This window comes from uncultured Pluralibacter sp. (assembly GCF_913775985.1).
Classification (GTDB): Bacteria; Pseudomonadota; Gammaproteobacteria; order Enterobacterales; family Enterobacteriaceae; genus Pluralibacter.
In genome coordinates, this window is record NZ_CAJYMB010000124.1 from 73,995 (window position 1) to 91,787 (window position 17,793).

Consider the following 17,793-nt stretch of genomic DNA (forward strand, 5'->3'; position numbering starts at 1 on the left):
CCGCAGGTTATAGCGCTGCAGAGTGCGCGGTGCGATAGCAGGCTTTACACTTTACGAGGAGAGTTCCAGGAGAGTGGTGCAACAGTGAAACAGTTGAGGAACATGCGGAAACGGCAGCGGAAAAAGCGCAAACGGAGACAAAAAGTGTGACAAAAGCTACGTCGCGCAGCGGCGACGTGTATAATAAGCCCGTATGTAGGCACTCTTTTCGACTCTCATACACAAGACTCTCATGGCTCAAGGCACGCTATATATTGTTTCTGCGCCCAGCGGCGCGGGTAAATCAAGCCTGATTCAGGCTTTACTGAAAACCCAACCGCTTTACGACACCCAGGTTTCTGTCTCACACACCACGCGCGCACCGCGGCCGGGTGAAGTTCACGGTGAACACTATTACTTCGTTAATCACGACGAATTTCGCGCGATGATTAGCCAGGATGCTTTCCTTGAGCACGCAGAAGTATTTGGCAACTATTACGGCACGTCGCACGACGCTATTAAGCAGATCCTGAAAACCGGCGTTGATGTGTTCCTCGATATCGACTGGCAGGGCGCGCAGCAGATCCGCCAGCGGATGCCCGAATCGCGCAGCATCTTTATTCTGCCGCCGTCCAAAGACGAGCTCGATCGCCGCCTGCGCGGGCGCGGTCAGGATAGCGAAGACGTTATTGCTAAACGCATGGCGCAGGCGGTTGCAGAAATGAGCCACTACGCTGAGTATGATTACCTTATTGTGAATGATGATTTTGATACCGCGCTGAGCGATTTGAAAATCATTATCCGCGCTGAACGTCTGCGCATGAGCCGCCAAAAGCAGCGACATGACGCTTTAATCAGCAAACTATTGGCAGACTGAGTCCACTTTCAGTATCATGCCCAGTCATTTCTTCACCTGTGGAGCTTTTTATATATGGCACGCGTAACTGTTCAGGACGCTGTAGAGAAAATTGGTAACCGTTTTGACCTGGTGCTGGTCGCCGCGCGTCGCGCTCGTCAGATGCAGACTGGCGGAAAGGATCCGCTGGTACCGGAAGAAAACGATAAAACTACCGTTATCGCACTGCGCGAAATCGAAGAAGGTCTGATCAACAACCAGATCCTCGACGTTCGCGAGCGCCAGGAGCAGCAAGAGCAGGAAGCCGCAGAACTGCAGGCAGTCACCGCAATTGCTGAAGGCCGTCGTTAATTAACCCTGCGGGTAACCCTTGTATCTGTTTGAAAGCCTGAATCAGCTGATTCAAACCTACCTGCCTGAAGACCAAATTAAGCGTCTTCAGCAGGCGTATCTCGTTGCACGTGACGCTCACGAGGGTCAGACACGTTCAAGCGGTGAGCCCTATATCACGCACCCGGTAGCCGTCGCCTGTATCCTGGCCGAGATGAAACTCGACCACGAAACGCTGATGGCCGCGCTGCTGCACGACGTGATTGAAGATACCCCCGCCACTTACCAGGACATGGAGCAGCTGTTTGGCAAAACCGTGGCCGAACTGGTGGAAGGGGTCTCCAAGCTCGACAAGCTCAATTTCCGCGACAAGAAAGAAGCCCAGGCCGAAAACTTTCGCAAAATGATCATGGCGATGGTGCAGGATATCCGCGTCATTCTGATCAAACTCGCCGACCGCACCCACAATATGCGCACCCTGGGCTCCCTTCGCCCGGACAAGCGCCGCCGCATCGCCCGCGAAACGCTGGAGATTTACAGTCCGCTGGCGCACCGTTTAGGTATTCACCACATCAAAACCGAGCTTGAAGAGCTGGGCTTTGAGGCGCTGTACCCGAACCGCTACCGCGTCATTAAAGAAGTGGTAAAAGCCGCGCGCGGCAACCGTAAAGAGATGATCCAGAAGATCCTCTCGGAAATCGAAGGGCGCTTGCAGGAAGCCGGTATCCCCTGCCGCGTCAGCGGTCGCGAAAAGCATCTGTACTCGATCTACTGCAAAATGGTGCTTAAAGAGCAGCGTTTTCACTCGATCATGGACATCTACGCCTTCCGCGTTATCGTCCAGGACTCCGATACCTGTTATCGCGTGCTGGGCCAGATGCACAGCCTCTACAAGCCGCGTCCCGGGCGGGTTAAAGACTATATCGCTATCCCGAAGGCGAACGGCTATCAGTCTCTGCACACCTCGATGATTGGCCCGCACGGCGTGCCGGTAGAGGTGCAGATCCGTACCGAAGATATGGATCAGATGGCAGAGATGGGGGTTGCCGCCCACTGGGCCTATAAAGAGCACGGCGAAACCAGCACTACCGCGCAAATTCGCGCCCAGCGCTGGATGCAGAGCCTGCTTGAACTCCAGCAGAGCGCCGGCAGCTCGTTTGAATTTATTGAAAGCGTTAAGTCTGACCTGTTCCCTGACGAAATTTACGTTTTCACCCCGGAAGGCCGCATTGTCGAACTTCCCGCCGGGGCAACGCCGGTGGATTTCGCCTACGCGGTGCATACCGATATCGGCCACGCCTGCGTCGGTGCCCGCGTCGATCGGCAGCCTTATCCGCTGTCGCAGCCGCTCACCAGCGGCCAGACCATTGAGATTATTACCGCGCCGGGCGCCCGCCCGAATGCCGCGTGGCTCAACTTCGTGGTCAGCTCCAAGGCGCGGGCCAAAATTCGCCAGCTGCTGAAAAACCTCAAGCGCGACGATTCCGTCAGCCTCGGACGCCGCCTGCTTAATCACGCGCTCGGCGGCAGCCGCAAACTGGCCGAGATCCCGCCGGAGAACATCCAGCGCGAGCTTGAGCGCATGAAAATTGCCAGCCTCGACGATCTGCTGGCGGAAATCGGCCTCGGCAACGCCATGAGCGTCGTGGTGGCGAAAAACCTGCAGCAGGGTGAGGCTTCACAGATGCCCGCACCTTCCGGCCAGAGCCATTTACCGATTAAGGGCGCGGACGGCGTGCTGATTACGTTCGCCAAATGTTGTCGACCAATCCCGGGCGATCCGATTATTGCCCACGTCAGCCCCGGTAAAGGGCTGGTTATCCACCACGAATCCTGCCGCAACATTCGCGGTTATCAGAAGGAAGCCGAGAAGTTTATGGCCGTGGAGTGGGACAAAGAGACCGCGCAGGAGTTTATCGCCGAAATTAAGGTCGATATGTTCAACCATCAGGGGGCGCTGGCCAACCTGACGGCGGCGATTAACACCGCGACCTCGAATATTCAGAGCTTAAATACTGAAGAGAAAGACGGCCGCGTGTACAGCGCCTTTATCCGCCTGACCACGCGCGATCGCGTGCATCTGGCCAATATCATGCGCAAAATACGCGTGATGCCGGATGTCATTAAAGTCACCCGCAACAGAAACTAGCGTTAAGCAGCGCATCATTCGAACAGCGCAAAGCGGCAAACGAATGAGTATCCGGTTACGTACAGAAGTACGCAGCCGGGCGCGCGGCAAACCGGTCTGCAGCATGCCTGACTAACGCGCAGCAGTTTTAAGCACCGCGTGACCAGCAGCCTGTACCGGGCCATTTTGAAGGACAGCATCTTATGAATTCACAGCGTTATGCGCGCATATGCGAAATGCTCGCTCGCCGTCAGCCCGACCTGACGGTCTGCATGGAGCAGGTCCACAAGCCTCATAACGTCTCGGCGATAATCCGCACCGCCGATGCGGTCGGGGTACACGAGGTTCACGCCGTATGGCCGGGCAGCCGGATGCGCACGATGGCTTCGGCCGCAGCCGGCAGCAACAGCTGGGTGCAGGTCAAAACCCATCCGACCATCGGCGATGCCGTCTCGACGCTGAAAGGGCGCGGCATGCAGATCCTCGCTACCCACCTCTCGGATAGCGCCGTCGACTTCCGCGATATCGACTATACCCGCCCCACCTGCATTCTGATGGGCCAGGAGAAAACCGGCATCACTCAGGAGGCGCTGGACCTGGCAGACCAGGACATTATTATCCCGATGATCGGCATGGTGCAGTCTTTAAACGTCTCTGTTGCCTCGGCCCTTATTCTCTACGAAGCCCAGCGCCAGCGACAGAACGCCGGCATGTACGCGCGCACCAGCAGCATGCTGCCGGACGACGTGCAGCAGCGCCTGCTGTTTGAAGGCGGCTATCCGGTTCTTGCCCACGTCGCCAGACGCAAAAAGCTGCCCTATCCGCGGGTTAACGAAGGCGGCGAAATAGAGGCGGACGCGGACTGGTGGGCCACCATGCAGGCGGCGGGCTAAGCTATGCAGGGGCGCTTACTGGATGCCGTACCCTTAAGCACGCTCACCGGCGTCGGTGCCGCGCAGGCCAGCAAGCTGGCGAAAATTGGCCTGCATACCGTGCAGGATCTGTTGCTGCACCTGCCGCTGCGCTATGAAGACCGCACCCAGCTCTACACCATCAACGATCTGCTGCCGGGAATATACGCCACGGTAGAGGGCGAAGTTCTCAACAGCAATATCACTTTCGGCGGCCGCCGGATGATGACCTGTCAGATAAGCGACGGCACCGGCATCCTTACCCTGCGCTTTTTCAACTTCAACGCGGCGATGAAAAACAGCCTCGCCACCGGGCGCCGGGTGCTGGCTTACGGCGAAGCAAAACGCGGCAAGTACGGGGCCGAGATGATCCATCCGGAGTACCGCGTGCAGGGCGACCTGAGCTCCCCCGAACTGCAGGAAACGCTTACGCCCGTTTACCCCACCACCGAAGGCGTCCGTCAGGCTACCCTGCGCAAGCTGACCGATCAGGCGCTGGATCTGCTGGACACCTGCGCCATTGCCGAACTTCTGCCGCCGGAGCTGGCCCAGGGAATGATGAGCCTGCCCGAGGCGCTGCGCACGCTGCACCGCCCGCCGCCGACGCTGCAGCTTGCAGATCTGGAAACCGGGCAGCATCCCGCCCAGCGCCGTCTGATTATGGAAGAGCTGCTGGCGCATAACCTCAGCATGCTGGCGGTGAGAGCCGGCGCGCAGCGCTATCACGCCGAGCCGCTTAAGGCCGACGATGAGCTGACCCGGCGCTTTCTGGCCTCGCTGCCGTTTAAACCCACCGCTGCCCAGGCGCGGGTTGCCGGCGAAATCGATCGCGATCTCGGCCGCAGCTCGCCGATGATGCGTCTGGTGCAGGGGGACGTTGGCTCCGGCAAAACGCTGGTTGCCGCACTGGCCGCGCTGCGGGCCATCGCCCACGGCAAGCAGGCTGCGCTGATGGCGCCCACTGAACTGCTGGCCGAACAGCACGCCAACAACTTCCGCAGCTGGTTCGCGCCGCTCGGTATTGAAGTGGGCTGGCTGGCGGGCAAGCAGAAGGGCAAGGCCCGGCAGGCGCAGCAGGAGGCCATCGCCAGCGGTCAGGTGCAGATGATTGTTGGCACCCATGCCATCTTCCAGGAGCAGGTAAAGTTTAACGGCCTCGCGCTGGTGATTATCGACGAGCAGCACCGCTTCGGCGTCCACCAGCGGCTGGCGCTGTGGGAAAAAGGCCAGCAGCAGGGCTTTCATCCCCACCAGCTGATCATGACCGCTACCCCTATTCCACGCACGCTGGCGATGACCGCCTATGCGGATCTCGATACGTCGGTAATTGACGAGCTGCCTCCCGGAAGAACGCCGGTGACAACGGTGGCGATCGCCGATACCCGCCGCAGCGAGATTATCGAGCGCGTGCGCAGCGCGTGTGCCAGCGAAGGCCGCCAGGCTTACTGGGTCTGCACCCTGATTGAAGAGTCCGATCTGCTGGAGGCTCAGGCGGCGGAAGCGACCTGGGAAGAGCTCAAGCTGGCGCTGCCGGCGCTGAATATTGGCCTGGTTCACGGGCGCATGAAGCCTGCAGAAAAGCAGGCGGTCATGCAGGCCTTTAAGCTGGGCGAGCTGCACCTGCTGGTTGCCACAACGGTCATTGAAGTCGGCGTTGACGTCCCTAATGCCAGCCTGATGATTATCGAGAACCCAGAGCGCCTGGGGCTGGCCCAGCTGCACCAGCTCAGAGGCCGCGTCGGCCGCGGCGCGGTAGCCTCTCACTGCGTGCTGCTCTACAAGTCCCCGCTGTCAAAAACCGCCCAAATGCGCCTGCAGGTGCTGCGCGACAGCAATGACGGCTTCGTGATTGCGCAAAAGGATCTGGAGATCCGCGGCCCCGGGGAGCTGCTCGGCACCCGGCAAACCGGCAACGCCGAGTTCAAAGTGGCAGACCTGCTGCGCGATCAAGGTCTTATTCCCGACGTTCAGCGCATTGCGCGCCACATTCACGAAAAATATCCGCAGCAGGCGCTGGCGCTGATCGAGCGCTGGATGCCGGAAACCGAACGTTATTCCAACGCGTAGCCCAGGCTGCGCGTTTTTTTTACAGCTACCACGACGAGTATGTGATGAGACGAGAACTTGCTATCGAATTTTCGCGCGTAACCGAAGCCGCCGCCCTTGCCGGCTATAAGTGGCTTGGCCGCGGGGATAAGAACGTTGCCGACGGTGCTGCGGTCAATGCCATGCGCATTATGCTGAACAAGGTCAATATCGACGGCACCATCGTGATCGGCGAAGGCGAAATTGATGAGGCGCCGATGCTGTTCATCGGTGAAGCGGTTGGCACCGGCAACGGCGACGCGGTGGATATCGCCGTCGATCCTATCGAAGGCACCCGCATGACCGCGATGGGCCAGGCCAACGCGCTGGCCGTGCTGGCCGTTGGCGATAAGGGCTGCTTCCTCAACGCGCCGGATATGTACATGGAGAAGCTGATCGTCGGCCCGGGGGCCAAAGGCAGTATCGACCTGGATCTTCCGCTGGAAGAGAACCTGCGCAACGTCGCCCGGGCGCTGAATAAGCCCCTCGGCGAACTGACGGTCACTATTCTTGCCAAACCGCGCCACGATGCGGTCATCGCCGCCATGCAGGCGCTGGGCGTGCGGGTGTTCGCGATCCCCGACGGCGACGTCGCCGCTTCCATTCTGACCTGCATGCCGGACAGTGAAGTTGATGTGCTGTACGGCATTGGCGGCGCGCCGGAAGGCGTGATTTCCGCAGCGGTCATTCGCGCGCTCGACGGCGATATGCAGGGCCGCCTGCTGGCCCGCCATCACGTGAAAGGCGACAGCGAAGAGAACCGCCGTATCGGCGAAACAGAGCTGGCGCGCTGTGCGGAAATGGGGATTGAAGCCGATAAAGTGTTGACGCTGGACGACATGGCGCGCAGCGATAACGTTATTTTCTCCGCCACCGGCATCACCAAAGGCGATCTGCTGGACGGCATTACCCGCAAGGGCAATATCGCCACCACGGAAACGCTGCTGATCCGCGGTAAATCGCGCACGATCCGCCGCATTCAGTCCATTCACTATCTCGATCGCAAAGATCCGCAAATCCAGCATCACATTCTCTGAAATATTTGATCAATCGAGCTTTCCGGCCCCTGCGGGCTGGAAATCCCGTTCTCATCTGGCGAAGATAGAGTCATTAACGCCGTTGAGGAGGGGAATATGGCAACCTGGGTTACCGGAAAAGTTATCAGAGTCGAGCAATGGACGGACGCCCTGTTTAGTCTGATTGTTCACGCACCCGTTCACCCCTTTGCTGCCGGGCAATACGGCAAGCTTGGCCTGGAAATCAACGGCGAGCGCGTGCAGCGCGCCTACTCCTATCTCAACGCGCCCCACAATCCCGATCTTGAGTTTTATCTGGTGACCGTTCCCGAGGGCAAGCTGAGTCCGCATCTGGCGGCCCTGAAGCCCGGCGACGAGCTGCAGCTGGTCAGCGAACCCGCAGGCTTCTTCGTGCTGGACGAACTGCCGGACTGCGACACGCTCTGGATGCTGGCCACCGGCACCGGGCTCGGGCCTTATCTGTCTATTTTGCAGGAAGGCAAAGATCTCAAACGCTTCCAGAATATTGTGCTGGTACACGCCGCGCGCTATGAAGCCGATCTCAGCTATCTGCCCCTGATGCGGGAGCTGGAGCAGCGCTACGAAGGCAAACTGCGTATTCAAACCGTGGTCAGCCGGGAGACAGCGCCTGGCTCCCTGACGGGCCGCGTGCCGGCGCTGATTGAGAGCGGCGAGCTGGAAGCGGCGGTGGGCCTGTCGATGACCACCGATAACAGCCACGTCATGCTGTGCGGCAACCCGCAGATGGTGCGGGATACCCAGACGCTGCTGAAAGAGACCCGGCAGATGGCGAAACATTTACGCCGACGTCCGGGGCACATTACCTCGGAAAACTACTGGTAATCAGCGGTATTTCACCGCCAGCGTCGCCTTGCCGTATTTATTCTCCCCCCGGGTGCCCGTGATGGCACCCAGCTCAACCAGCAGCAGAATAAGAATTACCGTCGGCACCACGCGGCCCAGCGCCCATGCCCAGAGGCCGGAGAGCATCGCCCAGTTACCGGCGAGCAGCATCCAGGCCAGGATCAGCAGCAGCGCCCACAGGCCCGATCTGCCGCGATCGTGAAGCCTTTTGACGGTAACCGCCGCGGTTGGCCACAGCAGGCACACCAGCGCAAAGGCGGCCGTTTGCAGCGTGAGCCAGTCCCGGGCCGCGGCGGCAAACAGTACCAGCATCGCCAGCAGCCAGAGCCCCATCCATATCCAGAAGTCGCGGCGCCCGATGCGCCCCTTAATTGAGAATAACCACTGCTGTAGGGTCATCGGTTTTTCCTTATTATTATCATCCGCCGTAGTTTACCCTGGAGCCGCCACTCTTTGACAAGCGGGACCGTTTCCCGCTTTAATCATGGCTAAAAAAATCACAGGTATCGTTAATGAAGAGATGGATCGCGTTGTGTCTGACCGGGGTAACGGCTCTGGCTGCATCGTCGGGCCCGGTATTTGCCGCGCCCGCCACCGCGTCCTATTTGCTTTCCGGCGCGCCGGCGTTCGATCTCTCCATCAGCCAGTTTCGCGAAAAATTCAACGCCGAAAACCCGACGCTCCCCCTGAACGAATTCCACGCCATCTCCGGCAACAGCGATCGGGTTAACCTGACCCGCGCCGCCAGCAAGATCAGCGAAAATCTGTACGCGTCCACCGCGCTGGAGCGCGGCACGCTGAAGATAAAATCAATGCAGATAACCTGGCTGCCTATTCAGGGCCCGGAGCAAAAAGCGGCCCGGGCCAAAGCGCTGGAGTACATGAGCGCCACGCTGCGCATCTTTACCCCCGGAATTACCAAAGCCCAGAGCAGTCAGAAACTGCAGAAGTTGCTGGCTGCCGGTAAAAACCGGCGCTACTACGCAAACACGGAAGGCGCGCTGCGCTATGTTGTGGCAGACGGCGGCGATAAAGGGCTGACCTTCGCGGTTGAACCGATTAAGCTGGCGCTATCAGAGACGCTGGAAGAGAGCAATAAATGACAAAAAGCAAAGCCTTTCCATCGTCCGATCTCTATACTGTTTCACAGACCATGCCGCCCTGCGGGCGGCCATAATCCTTAATTCGCCCTAGCAGCGAGGAGATTTAACATGCGACATCCATTAGTGATGGGTAACTGGAAACTGAACGGCAGCCGTAAAATGGTAAACGAACTGGTCGCGAACCTGCGTACCGAACTGGCTGGCGTTTCAGGCTGCGACGTGGCTATCGCGCCGCCGGAAATGTACATCGATCTGGCTAAGCACGCCGCGGGCGGCAGCCACATCAACCTGGGCGCGCAGAACGTTGACCTGAACCTGTCCGGCGCATTCACCGGCGAAACCTCCGCCGAAATGCTGAAAGATGTTGGCGCAAAATACATCATCATTGGCCACTCCGAGCGCCGTACCTACCACAAAGAATCCGACGAGCTGATCGCCAAAAAATTTGCCGTGCTGAAAGAGCAGGGCCTGATCCCGGTACTGTGCATCGGTGAAACCGAAGCAGAAAACGAAGCGGGCAAAACCGAAGAAGTGTGCGCGCGCCAGATTGACGCAGTGCTGAAAACCCAGGGTGCAGCGGCGTTTGAAGGCGTGGTTATTGCTTACGAGCCAGTTTGGGCTATCGGCACCGGCAAATCCGCAACCCCGGCGCAGGCGCAGGCGGTTCACAAATTCATCCGCGACCACATTGCCAAAGCTGACGCGAAAATCGCCGAGCAGGTTATCATCCAGTACGGCGGCTCCGTAAACGCGGGCAACGCGGCCGAGCTGTTCGGCCAGCCGGACATTGACGGCGCGCTGGTTGGCGGTGCTTCTCTGAAAGCAGACGCATTCGCGACCATCGTGAAAGCTGCAGAAGCCGCTAAACAGGCGTAATGCTCCTCCCTCGCCCCACCGGGCGAGGGATACTCCCCTCCTACAGTTTCCCCAGCAGCTGATACCACAGGTAATCCAGCGGCAGCAGCAGCAGATAGCTCACCAGCGCCAGCGCGATACACAGCAGCATCCCGGATCTGACCGGCACCTTGCCGAGCGCCATCGCCACCACAATCGGCGAGGCCTGATACGGCAGCAGCGGCGTGGAGTAGCCCAGCACCTGAATCATAATCACGCTCAGCAGCGGGAATCCGGTCGCGTCGGCAAAGCTGCCGGCAAAGGTGGTGTAAAGCGCGGGCACGCCGTTAGCGGTCATGATGAAATTAAGCGCCGACGTGATGCCGGTCAGTGCCAGAAAGCTGGTAAAGGGCGCGTCTGCATCCAGCGGCATCACCCGCATCAGCGCCTGCCCGACCGCTTCGCCAATGCCGGTACGGGTAACGGTGATGGCCAGGCCGAGAATACCCGCGACGTAAATGCAGGTGCGGATGTTAACCCCGGAAGAAAACGCCTCGCCGTCGATAAATCCCACTCTCGGCAGCAGCGTAACGCAGGCGGCCGCCAGACCGGTCCACGCCGGGCCGATACCGTGCCAGCTTTCGGTTACCCACAGCGCCAGCACTACCGCCAGCAGCCACGCCAGTCGCTTTTCATCTGCGCTCATCGGACCCGGCGGCGGCGCGGCTTCCGGCGGCTGCGGCTTTCCCGGAAACAGCCAGCAGATCAGCGCCACCAGCAGCGTTCCTTTCAGCCAGGCGAGTACCGGCGTATGCAGCAAAAGATAAGGCAAATAGTTGAGATGGATGCCATAAGCACCCTCTGCGGCGCCGCTCATCACCAGGTTCGGCACGTTTGCCGGGAGGATCGTCGCTGACAGCTGGAAGGTACCAAACCCCACCGCCAGCGCCAGCCCGTGCCAGCTCCGCGTGCCTTCGTGAATGCCGGCCCGCGCCGCCATCGCCGCCACAATCGGCATCAACAGCGCGATGCGCCCCATGTTAGAGGGCATCACGAACGCCAGGGCGTAGCTCAGCAGCACCACGCTGGCGACCATTTTCGGCCATGAGCCGGTAAGGCGGGCTGAGAGCATTCGGGCGACTCTGTCCGCAAGACCCGTTTTGCGGATGGCGATCCCCAGCACAAAGCCGCTGAACACCAGCCAGAATGCCGAAGAGGCAAAACCGCCGAAAATCACTTCCGGCGGCGCGATTTTGGCCGCCATCGCCGCGGTGAAAAACAGCAGGGCGGTAATAAACTCGGGCAGCAGCGACGTGGCCCAGAGAACGAGGGTAAGGCCGACTATCAGCGAGGGTAAAAACAGAGGGTGGGTTAACCAGAGCGACATACCTGTCTCCGTCGTTTTTTTAAGCGAGTCTACGACGGCGGGAAGAACAGGTAAACGCCCGGGATCAGTCTATTTGCACAATATCAGACGCGCCGTCGTCAATGCTCAGCTCAAAAAGGCTGAAGCCAACGTGGGCCTTGATGAGCTTTGCCAGCACGGTCGAGTGGCTGGTGAGCCAGATTTGCGTCTCGCGGCTGGCTTCGGCAATCAGCATCGCCAGCGCCGGCAGCATGTCCTGATGGAGACTGTTTTCCGGCTCGTTGAGGGCAATAAACGCCGGCGGGCGCGGGCTCAGCAGCGCCACCGCCAGGCACAAAAAGCGCAGCGTGCCGTCCGACATTTCTGCCGCCTCCAGCGGCCGCCTCAGCCCCTGGCGGTACATCTGCATCAGAAAACGACCGTCGCTCAGGGTGACCTCGAAGGTACACTGCGGAAAAGCCTTCGCCAGGATCTCCCGCAGCAGCTCCGCGTTGCCCACCTCTTCAATGGTGCGAAATGCGGCCGCCAGATTCGCGCCGTCGCTGGAGAGCACCGGCGAGCGGTAACCCACCTGCGGCACCCGCAGCGGCGAGCCGCCGGAGATCGCAAACTCGTGGTAGAAGCGCCAGTTGCGGATAAACTCCCTCGCGCTGGACGCGTCGGGATAGCGGTGCGGCTCGCCAATCTGGCCGAACACCGACTCGTTTTCGTACAGCGACGCGGGATAGGTTATCTTTTCTCCCTCGACGTTGGTCAGAAACACCGTCTGGTTGCGCCGCTTCATCACCATCGACGAGGGTCGTCGCCCGAAGCCCGCCAGCCACAGATTCTCCTCTTTCACCACCGGATCCAGTTTGAAAAAAGTCGGATAGGGGATCCTGTCCGGATAGCCAAGCTGGAGTTCGTAGCTGAAGTCGTCGGTATCGACAGAGAGCATGACGCGCCGGATTTCACCGACCTTCGTATCGCCTGCCCACATCGCTTTCTGAATACCGCCTTCGTCCGCCAGCCTGGCGGCGATCCGGCCTTCCGCGGCGCTGTGGATCAGGCGCAGGGCATTGTAGATATTGGATTTCCCCGCGCCGTTAGCGCCGAAAACCAGGTTGAGCTGGCCGAGCTCAAACGCCACCTTGCGGGCCGAGCGGTAGTTTTCGATAGAGACACTGTGGATCATTGCGCCTCCAGAATGCGGCACGTGTGATCCTGAATGTCCTCCGCTGTGCCGAGATTCATCATCAGCAGGTCGCGCTCGGTGGCCAGCAGCACGAAGCTGCCGTCGCGCTGGCGCACGATCGCCAGCGAGTAGCGGCCCATGTGCTCCCGGGCCCCCGGCACTTCGTCAGCCAGCATCAGAAACGGGCTCCTCTGCGCCAGCTCGCTTTCATTCACCCGGCGGGCGAGATAATCGTGCCCCGCCAGTCCGTTGGGCAACGTCGTCCAGCGCCCGCTTATCGACGAAGCCAGCGCATTCAGGTGCTCGCGCGCGGCGGGACGCAGGCAGGAGATATGAATATGGAAATGGTTTTGCGTGCGGCCGCTGCGGGAGTTAATCGCCAGCGCAACGGCGGAGTCCGGCACCGGCGAGCCGCGCCGGGCGCTCATTACCTGACGGTTTTGCCAGGCCTGCCAGAAGAAGTTTTGCGTGCGGGGATCGAGCAGGAGCGGGCTTTCGATACCGTTAATGCGGTAAGTGGGCATCAGCAGATACTGCAGCGGGCCGTTACGGTCTTTAAACAGCGCGTAGCCGCCGGGCAAATTGACCGATTCGCAGGGCAGAGGCGAGCGGTGGTGCTGCTGGTTGGGCACGCACTCATCAATCACGAAATGGCGCAGCGTATCGGGATCTCCGTGGTGGAGCCACAGCCAGCCACCTGCTGCACCGGCTACTACCAGCACGGCTGCCAGAAATCCATATCGCCATCGTTTCATTATGCGCTCTCCGGAAAAATCAGGAGCTCAAGGGTAACGCAAAATGAAGGCCAAATGGAAAACGGCCCCGCAGGGCCGCACGTAAAACTTAGCGTTTGTTGATCTGATCGAAGGTTCCGCCGTTGGAGAAGTGCTCTTTCTGCGCCTTTGTCCAGCCGCCGAACACCTCGTCGATGGTAAACAGCTTCAGCTTCGGAAACTCGCTGGCGTACTTCTGCGCCACCTGCGGATCCCGCGGGCGATAGAAGTTCTTCGCCACGATATCCTGACCTTCCGGCGAGTAGAGGTATTTCAGGTAGGCTTCCGCCACCTGGCGGGTTCCTTTCTTGTCGACCACTTTATCGACTACGGAAACCGTCGGCTCGGCGAGGATAGACTCGCTCGGGGTGACGATTTCGAATTTGTCTTTGCCCAGCTCTTTGGTCGCCAGCAGCCCTTCGTTTTCCCAGGCAATCAGCACGTCGCCGATGCCGCGCTCAACGAAGGTATTGGTGGCTCCGCGCGCGCCGGAGTCCAGCACTTCCACGTTTTTATACAGCGCTTTCACGAAGTCCTGCGCTTTGGCCTGGTCGCCGTTATTGTGGTGCAGGGCATAGCCCCAGGCCGCGAGATAGTTCCAGCGCGCGCCGCCGGAGCTTTTCGGGTTCGGGGTAATCACCGAAACGCCGGGCTTCACCAGGTCATTCCAGTCGTGGATTTGCTTCGGATTGCCCTTGCGCACCAGGAAAACGATGGTAGACGTATAGGGCGCGGAGTTATCCGGCAGGCGCTTGATCCAGTCTTTCTCGATGCGCCCGCGTTCGGCGATGGCGTCCACGTCGTAGGCCAGCGCCAGAGTGACCACATCCGCTTCGATACCGTTAATCACCGAGGTCGCCTGCTTACCGGAGCCGCCGTGGGACTGGCGGATCACGACGTTATCGCCGGTTTGCTGTTTCCAGTGGGCGCTAAATGCTTTGTTGTACTGATCGTACAGCTCCCGGGTGGGATCGTACGACACGTTCAGCAGCTGGATATCCTTTGCCATAATGCTGGCGGACGCCAGCAGAAGAGTTAACCCCACGCTCCACTTTTTCATCAGCCGTTCTCTTATTCGTTGTGTTGAGATGCGGCTAGCGTGCCAGAAACAATTCTGATGATTAAAGAATAAAAAAAGATTGGCTATAACCAGAGGGTATAAGAAAGAAGGGAATGCTGACGGGGAAATAAATCACCCTTCCGTAGAAGGGTGTTGGCTAACTTAGACTTCTTCCATGCGGCCCAGCAGCGCCTGCAGACGCTCCTGCCAGCCGTGCTGCTGCTCTTTCAGCTGATTGTTTTCGCGCTCCAGCTCTTCGCGACCGTGCTGGGCGTTCTGCACGTCCTGTGACAGAGCGTTGTTCTTCTCTTTCAGCTCTTCAATTTCCATCTGCAACAGCGTAATGGTATCAATCGCCTGCTGGACTTTCGCTTCCAGTTTCTCAAAAACTTCTAAAGACATGGTCTTACCTCTCCTGAATATGCAAGGCGTTGAATTAGTTTTCGCTCGTCCCGAACCCTCGGACGCCTTAAGAATTAGCGTACAACACTATTGCATCCGATTGTATGAAGCCCCGCCGCCCCTGTCCAGCGCCAGGGCGCGCAGATTGCGGTTTGCAACACTTTTCGGCTTATGCCTGGCCATATCCGAAAGCGTTAGCGGTAAATGTTAATAGATTCGTTAAAAAAGACGAGTCCGGCACCGCCGGGAGCCGATAAGAATGTGCTAAAAACTGCGCGAAAACGCTCATTTTATGACGGGGTACACATATTTCAATTTCGATATTTCTCGTTTTTGTTCGTTAACGATAAATTAACACTACACCTACATGGCGGCATGGTCGGCTTATCACTTCCATGTTCACAATAATCATTAATTCGTCTTCAGGATCCGATTATGAGTCAAACATCAACCTTGAAAGGCCAGTGCATTGCCGAGTTCCTCGGTACCGGCTTGTTGATTTTCTTTGGCGTAGGCTGCGTTGCCGCGCTCAAAGTGGCGGGCGCCAGCTTCGGCCAGTGGGAAATCAGTATTATCTGGGGCCTGGGCGTAGCGATGGCTATCTACCTGACGGCCGGCGTCTCCGGGGCGCACCTCAATCCGGCGGTGACCATTGCGCTGTGGCTGTTTGCCTGCTTCGACGGCCGCAAAGTGGTGCCGTTTATCATCGCCCAGTTTGCCGGCGCGTTTTGCGCCGCAGCGCTGGTATACGGCCTTTACTACAACCTTTTCTATGATTTCGAACAGACGCACAATATGGTGCGCGGCAGCGTGGCAAGCCTCGATCTGGCGGGGATTTTCTCCACCTACCCGAACCCGCACATTAACTTTGTGCAGGCATTCGCTGTTGAAATGGTGATCACCGCCATCCTGATGGGCGTTATCCTGGCGCTGACTGACGACGGCAACGGCATTCCGCGCGGCCCGCTGGCCCCGCTGTTAATCGGCCTATTGATCGCCGTTATCGGTGCCTCAATGGGTCCGCTGACCGGCTTTGCGATGAATCCGGCGCGCGATCTGGGGCCTAAAACCTTCGCCTGGCTTGCGGGCTGGGGCGAAGTGGCCTTTACCGGCGGTAAAGATATTCCTTACTTCGTGGTGCCGCTGTTTGCGCCCATCGTCGGTGCCGCGCTGGGCGCGTTCAGCTACCGTAAGCTGATTGGCCGCCATCTGCCCTGCGACGTTTGCGCCACAGAAGAAAAAGAGACGACATCCGGTAACGCGCAGCAAAACGCTTCGCTGTAATTTTTCACGGGAAAAAGCATCATGACTGACAAAAAATATATCGTTGCGCTCGACCAGGGCACCACCAGCTCCCGCGCCGTAGTAATGGACCACGACGCCAATATCATCAGCGTTTCCCAGCGCGAATTTGAACAAATTTATCCGAAGCCGGGCTGGGTTGAGCACGACCCGATGGAAATCTGGGCCTCCCAAAGCTCCACCCTGATTGAGGCGCTGGCGAAAGCGGACATCGACTCCGATCAGGTGGCGGCGATTGGTATCACCAACCAGCGCGAAACCACCATCGTCTGGGATCGCGAAACCGGCAAGCCGATTTACAACGCCATCGTCTGGCAGTGCCGCCGCACCGCGGATATCTGCGCCAAACTGAAGCGCGAGGGCATGGAAGACTATATCCGCAGCGCCACCGGGCTGGTTATCGACCCGTATTTCTCCGGCACCAAAGTGAAGTGGATCCTCGACCACGTTGAAGGCGCCCGCGAGCGGGCCAAAAAAGGCGAGCTGCTGTTCGGCACCGTAGACACGTGGCTTATCTGGCGCATGACCCAGGGCCGCGTTCACGTCACCGACTACACCAACGCCTCCCGCACCATGCTCTTCAATATTCACGAGCTGGACTGGGACGACAAAATGCTGGAGGCGCTGGACATCCCGCGCGCCATGCTGCCGGAAGTGCGCAAATCTTCCGAAGTGTACGGCAAGACCAACATCGGCGGTAAAGGAGGCACCCGTATTCCTATCGCCGGCATCGCCGGTGACCAGCAGGCGGCGCTGTTTGGCCAGCTGTGCGTGAAAGAGGGAATGGCGAAAAACACCTACGGCACCGGCTGCTTTATGCTGATGAACACCGGCGAGAAAGCGGTGAAATCGGAGAATGGCCTGCTGACTACTATCGCCTGCGGCCCGAGCGGCGAAGTGAACTACGCGCTGGAAGGCGCGGTGTTTATGGCCGGCGCGTCCATTCAGTGGCTGCGCGACGAGATGAAGCTGATTAACGACGCGTTCGACTCGGAGTATTTCGCCACCAAAGTGAAGGATACCAACGGCGTGTACGTAGTTCCGGCCTTTACCGGCCTCGGCGCGCCCTACTGGGATCCGTACGCCCGCGGCGCGATCTTCGGCCTGACCCGCGGTGTGAACTCGAACCACATTATCCGCGCAACGCTGGAATCCATCGCCTACCAGACCCGCGACGTGCTGGAAGCGATGCAGGCCGACTCCGGCATCCGCCTGCACGCCCTGCGGGTAGACGGCGGCGCGGTTGCCAACAACTTCCTGATGCAGTTCCAGTCCGATATTCTCGGCACCCGCGTTGAGCGTCCGGAAGTGAAAGAAGTGACCGCGCTGGGCGCCGCCTATCTGGCGGGGCTGGCGGTGGGCTTCTGGCAGAATCTCGACGAGCTGCAGGAAAAAGCGGTCATCGAGCGCGAGTTCCGCCCGGGGATCGAGTCCAGCGAGCGCAACTACCGCTATAAAGGCTGGCAGAAAGCCGTTAAGCGCGCGATGGCGTGGGAAGACAGCGACGACTGATATCTACAGCGCGTATCGTTCAGGCCGGGTAACTCCCGGCCTTTTTCATTTTAGCGCCGCGCTAAATATTACTGGCA

17 protein-coding genes are annotated in these 17,793 nt (G+C 59.1%); 11 read left to right on the top strand and 6 right to left on the bottom strand.

The genetic code is table 11. The annotated features are described in order from the left end of the window. The first annotated feature begins 232 nt into the window (after positions 1-232). From gmk to fpr, 7 genes are all read left to right on the top strand, one after another. Positions 233-856 carry a guanylate kinase gene (gmk, locus tag QZ766_RS14845; protein ID WP_297203219.1) on the top strand — a complete coding sequence of 208 codons (624 nt, stop codon included), beginning with the start codon at positions 233-235 and terminating at the stop codon, positions 854-856. Positions 857-910: 54 nt separating this feature from the next. After that, positions 911-1,186 carry a DNA-directed RNA polymerase subunit omega gene (gene rpoZ, locus QZ766_RS14850; RefSeq protein WP_002442542.1) on the top strand — a complete coding sequence of 92 codons (276 nt, stop codon included), beginning with the start codon at positions 911-913 and terminating at the stop codon, positions 1,184-1,186. Positions 1,187-1,205: 19 nt separating this feature from the next. Next, complete coding sequence (gene spoT / locus QZ766_RS14855; protein WP_297203224.1) at positions 1,206-3,314, top strand: bifunctional GTP diphosphokinase/guanosine-3',5'-bis pyrophosphate 3'-pyrophosphohydrolase; 2,109 nt, start codon at positions 1,206-1,208, stop codon at positions 3,312-3,314. A 182-nt stretch (positions 3,315-3,496) separates the two neighbouring features. Continuing rightward, positions 3,497-4,186 (top strand): tRNA (guanosine(18)-2'-O)-methyltransferase TrmH, encoded by a 690-nt coding sequence (gene trmH / locus QZ766_RS14860; protein WP_297203225.1) that lies wholly within the window; start codon positions 3,497-3,499, stop codon positions 4,184-4,186. 3 nt (positions 4,187-4,189) lie between these two features. Beyond that, the gene (gene recG / locus QZ766_RS14865; RefSeq protein ID WP_297203227.1) at positions 4,190-6,271 is read left to right on the top strand and encodes an ATP-dependent DNA helicase RecG; all 2,082 of its coding nucleotides are present in this window, start codon (positions 4,190-4,192) and stop codon (positions 6,269-6,271) included. Between the two features lie 44 nt (positions 6,272-6,315). After that, positions 6,316-7,326 carry a class II fructose-bisphosphatase gene (gene glpX / locus QZ766_RS14870; protein WP_297203229.1) on the top strand — a complete coding sequence of 337 codons (1,011 nt, stop codon included), beginning with the start codon at positions 6,316-6,318 and terminating at the stop codon, positions 7,324-7,326. A 96-nt stretch (positions 7,327-7,422) separates the two neighbouring features. Further along, entirely contained in the window at positions 7,423-8,169 is a 747-nt protein-coding gene (fpr, locus tag QZ766_RS14875; protein ID WP_297203231.1) for a ferredoxin--NADP(+) reductase, read from the top strand. Here fpr and QZ766_RS14880 read toward each other — a convergent pair whose 3' ends face one another. After that, positions 8,170-8,589, bottom strand: a complete 420-nt coding sequence (locus tag QZ766_RS14880; RefSeq protein ID WP_297203233.1) for a DUF805 domain-containing protein — start codon at positions 8,587-8,589, stop codon at positions 8,170-8,172. Between the two features lie 113 nt (positions 8,590-8,702). Here QZ766_RS14880 and QZ766_RS14885 point away from each other — a divergent pair, with 113 nt between their 5' ends. Then, a complete protein-coding gene (locus tag QZ766_RS14885; protein WP_297203235.1) occupies positions 8,703-9,293 on the top strand; it encodes a DUF1454 family protein in 591 nt (196 codons plus the stop codon). A 108-nt stretch (positions 9,294-9,401) separates the two neighbouring features. Beyond that, on the top strand, positions 9,402-10,169 hold the full coding sequence (gene tpiA, locus QZ766_RS14890) for a triose-phosphate isomerase (RefSeq protein WP_297203237.1): 768 nt from the start codon (positions 9,402-9,404) through the stop codon (positions 10,167-10,169). Between the two features lie 40 nt (positions 10,170-10,209). Here tpiA and QZ766_RS14895 read toward each other — a convergent pair whose 3' ends face one another. From QZ766_RS14895 to zapB, 5 genes are all read right to left on the bottom strand, one after another. Further along, positions 10,210-11,514, bottom strand: coding sequence for an SLC13 family permease (locus QZ766_RS14895; RefSeq protein ID WP_297203239.1), 1,305 nt, complete (start codon positions 11,512-11,514; stop codon positions 10,210-10,212). Between the two features lie 64 nt (positions 11,515-11,578). Next, positions 11,579-12,667 carry an AAA family ATPase gene (locus QZ766_RS14900; protein ID WP_297203241.1) on the bottom strand — a complete coding sequence of 363 codons (1,089 nt, stop codon included), beginning with the start codon at positions 12,665-12,667 and terminating at the stop codon, positions 11,579-11,581. Further along, the gene (locus tag QZ766_RS14905) at positions 12,664-13,422 is read right to left on the bottom strand and encodes a CDP-diacylglycerol diphosphatase (RefSeq protein WP_297203243.1); all 759 of its coding nucleotides are present in this window, start codon (positions 13,420-13,422) and stop codon (positions 12,664-12,666) included. Before QZ766_RS14905 ends, QZ766_RS14900 begins: the two co-directional genes overlap by 4 nt. An 88-nt stretch (positions 13,423-13,510) precedes the next feature. Then, positions 13,511-14,500 carry a sulfate ABC transporter substrate-binding protein gene (locus QZ766_RS14910; RefSeq protein WP_297203244.1) on the bottom strand — a complete coding sequence of 330 codons (990 nt, stop codon included), beginning with the start codon at positions 14,498-14,500 and terminating at the stop codon, positions 13,511-13,513. A 162-nt stretch (positions 14,501-14,662) separates the two neighbouring features. After that, positions 14,663-14,902, bottom strand: coding sequence for a septal ring assembly protein ZapB (gene zapB, locus QZ766_RS14915; RefSeq protein ID WP_043081326.1), 240 nt, complete (start codon positions 14,900-14,902; stop codon positions 14,663-14,665). A 435-nt stretch (positions 14,903-15,337) separates the two neighbouring features. On the opposite strand from zapB, the gene QZ766_RS14920 reads away from it, so the two are divergent. Together QZ766_RS14920 and glpK are read left to right on the top strand one after the other, a co-directional pair. Next, positions 15,338-16,186 (top strand): MIP/aquaporin family protein, encoded by an 849-nt coding sequence (locus QZ766_RS14920; protein WP_297203247.1) that lies wholly within the window; start codon positions 15,338-15,340, stop codon positions 16,184-16,186. Between the two features lie 21 nt (positions 16,187-16,207). Next, a complete protein-coding gene (glpK, locus tag QZ766_RS14925; protein ID WP_297203249.1) occupies positions 16,208-17,716 on the top strand; it encodes a glycerol kinase GlpK in 1,509 nt (502 codons plus the stop codon). Positions 17,717-17,793 lie beyond the last annotated feature (77 nt).

Coding starts and splice junctions, on each gene's coding strand:
- gmk (WP_297203219.1), top strand. CDS start 233: ATGGCTCAAGGCACGCTATATATTGTTTCTGCGCCCAGCGGCGCGGGT.
- rpoZ (WP_002442542.1), top strand. CDS start 911: ATGGCACGCGTAACTGTTCAGGACGCTGTAGAGAAAATTGGTAACCGT.
- trmH (WP_297203225.1), top strand. CDS start 3,497: ATGAATTCACAGCGTTATGCGCGCATATGCGAAATGCTCGCTCGCCGT.
- recG (WP_297203227.1), top strand. CDS start 4,190: ATGCAGGGGCGCTTACTGGATGCCGTACCCTTAAGCACGCTCACCGGC.
- glpX (WP_297203229.1), top strand. CDS start 6,316: ATGAGACGAGAACTTGCTATCGAATTTTCGCGCGTAACCGAAGCCGCC.
- fpr (WP_297203231.1), top strand. CDS start 7,423: ATGGCAACCTGGGTTACCGGAAAAGTTATCAGAGTCGAGCAATGGACG.
- QZ766_RS14880 (WP_297203233.1), bottom strand. CDS start 8,589: ATGACCCTACAGCAGTGGTTATTCTCAATTAAGGGGCGCATCGGGCGC.
- QZ766_RS14885 (WP_297203235.1), top strand. CDS start 8,703: ATGAAGAGATGGATCGCGTTGTGTCTGACCGGGGTAACGGCTCTGGCT.
- tpiA (WP_297203237.1), top strand. CDS start 9,402: ATGCGACATCCATTAGTGATGGGTAACTGGAAACTGAACGGCAGCCGT.
- QZ766_RS14895 (WP_297203239.1), bottom strand. CDS start 11,514: ATGTCGCTCTGGTTAACCCACCCTCTGTTTTTACCCTCGCTGATAGTC.
- QZ766_RS14900 (WP_297203241.1), bottom strand. CDS start 12,667: ATGATCCACAGTGTCTCTATCGAAAACTACCGCTCGGCCCGCAAGGTG.
- QZ766_RS14905 (WP_297203243.1), bottom strand. CDS start 13,422: ATGAAACGATGGCGATATGGATTTCTGGCAGCCGTGCTGGTAGTAGCC.
- QZ766_RS14910 (WP_297203244.1), bottom strand. CDS start 14,500: ATGAAAAAGTGGAGCGTGGGGTTAACTCTTCTGCTGGCGTCCGCCAGC.
- zapB (WP_043081326.1), bottom strand. CDS start 14,902: ATGTCTTTAGAAGTTTTTGAGAAACTGGAAGCGAAAGTCCAGCAGGCG.
- QZ766_RS14920 (WP_297203247.1), top strand. CDS start 15,338: ATGAGTCAAACATCAACCTTGAAAGGCCAGTGCATTGCCGAGTTCCTC.
- glpK (WP_297203249.1), top strand. CDS start 16,208: ATGACTGACAAAAAATATATCGTTGCGCTCGACCAGGGCACCACCAGC.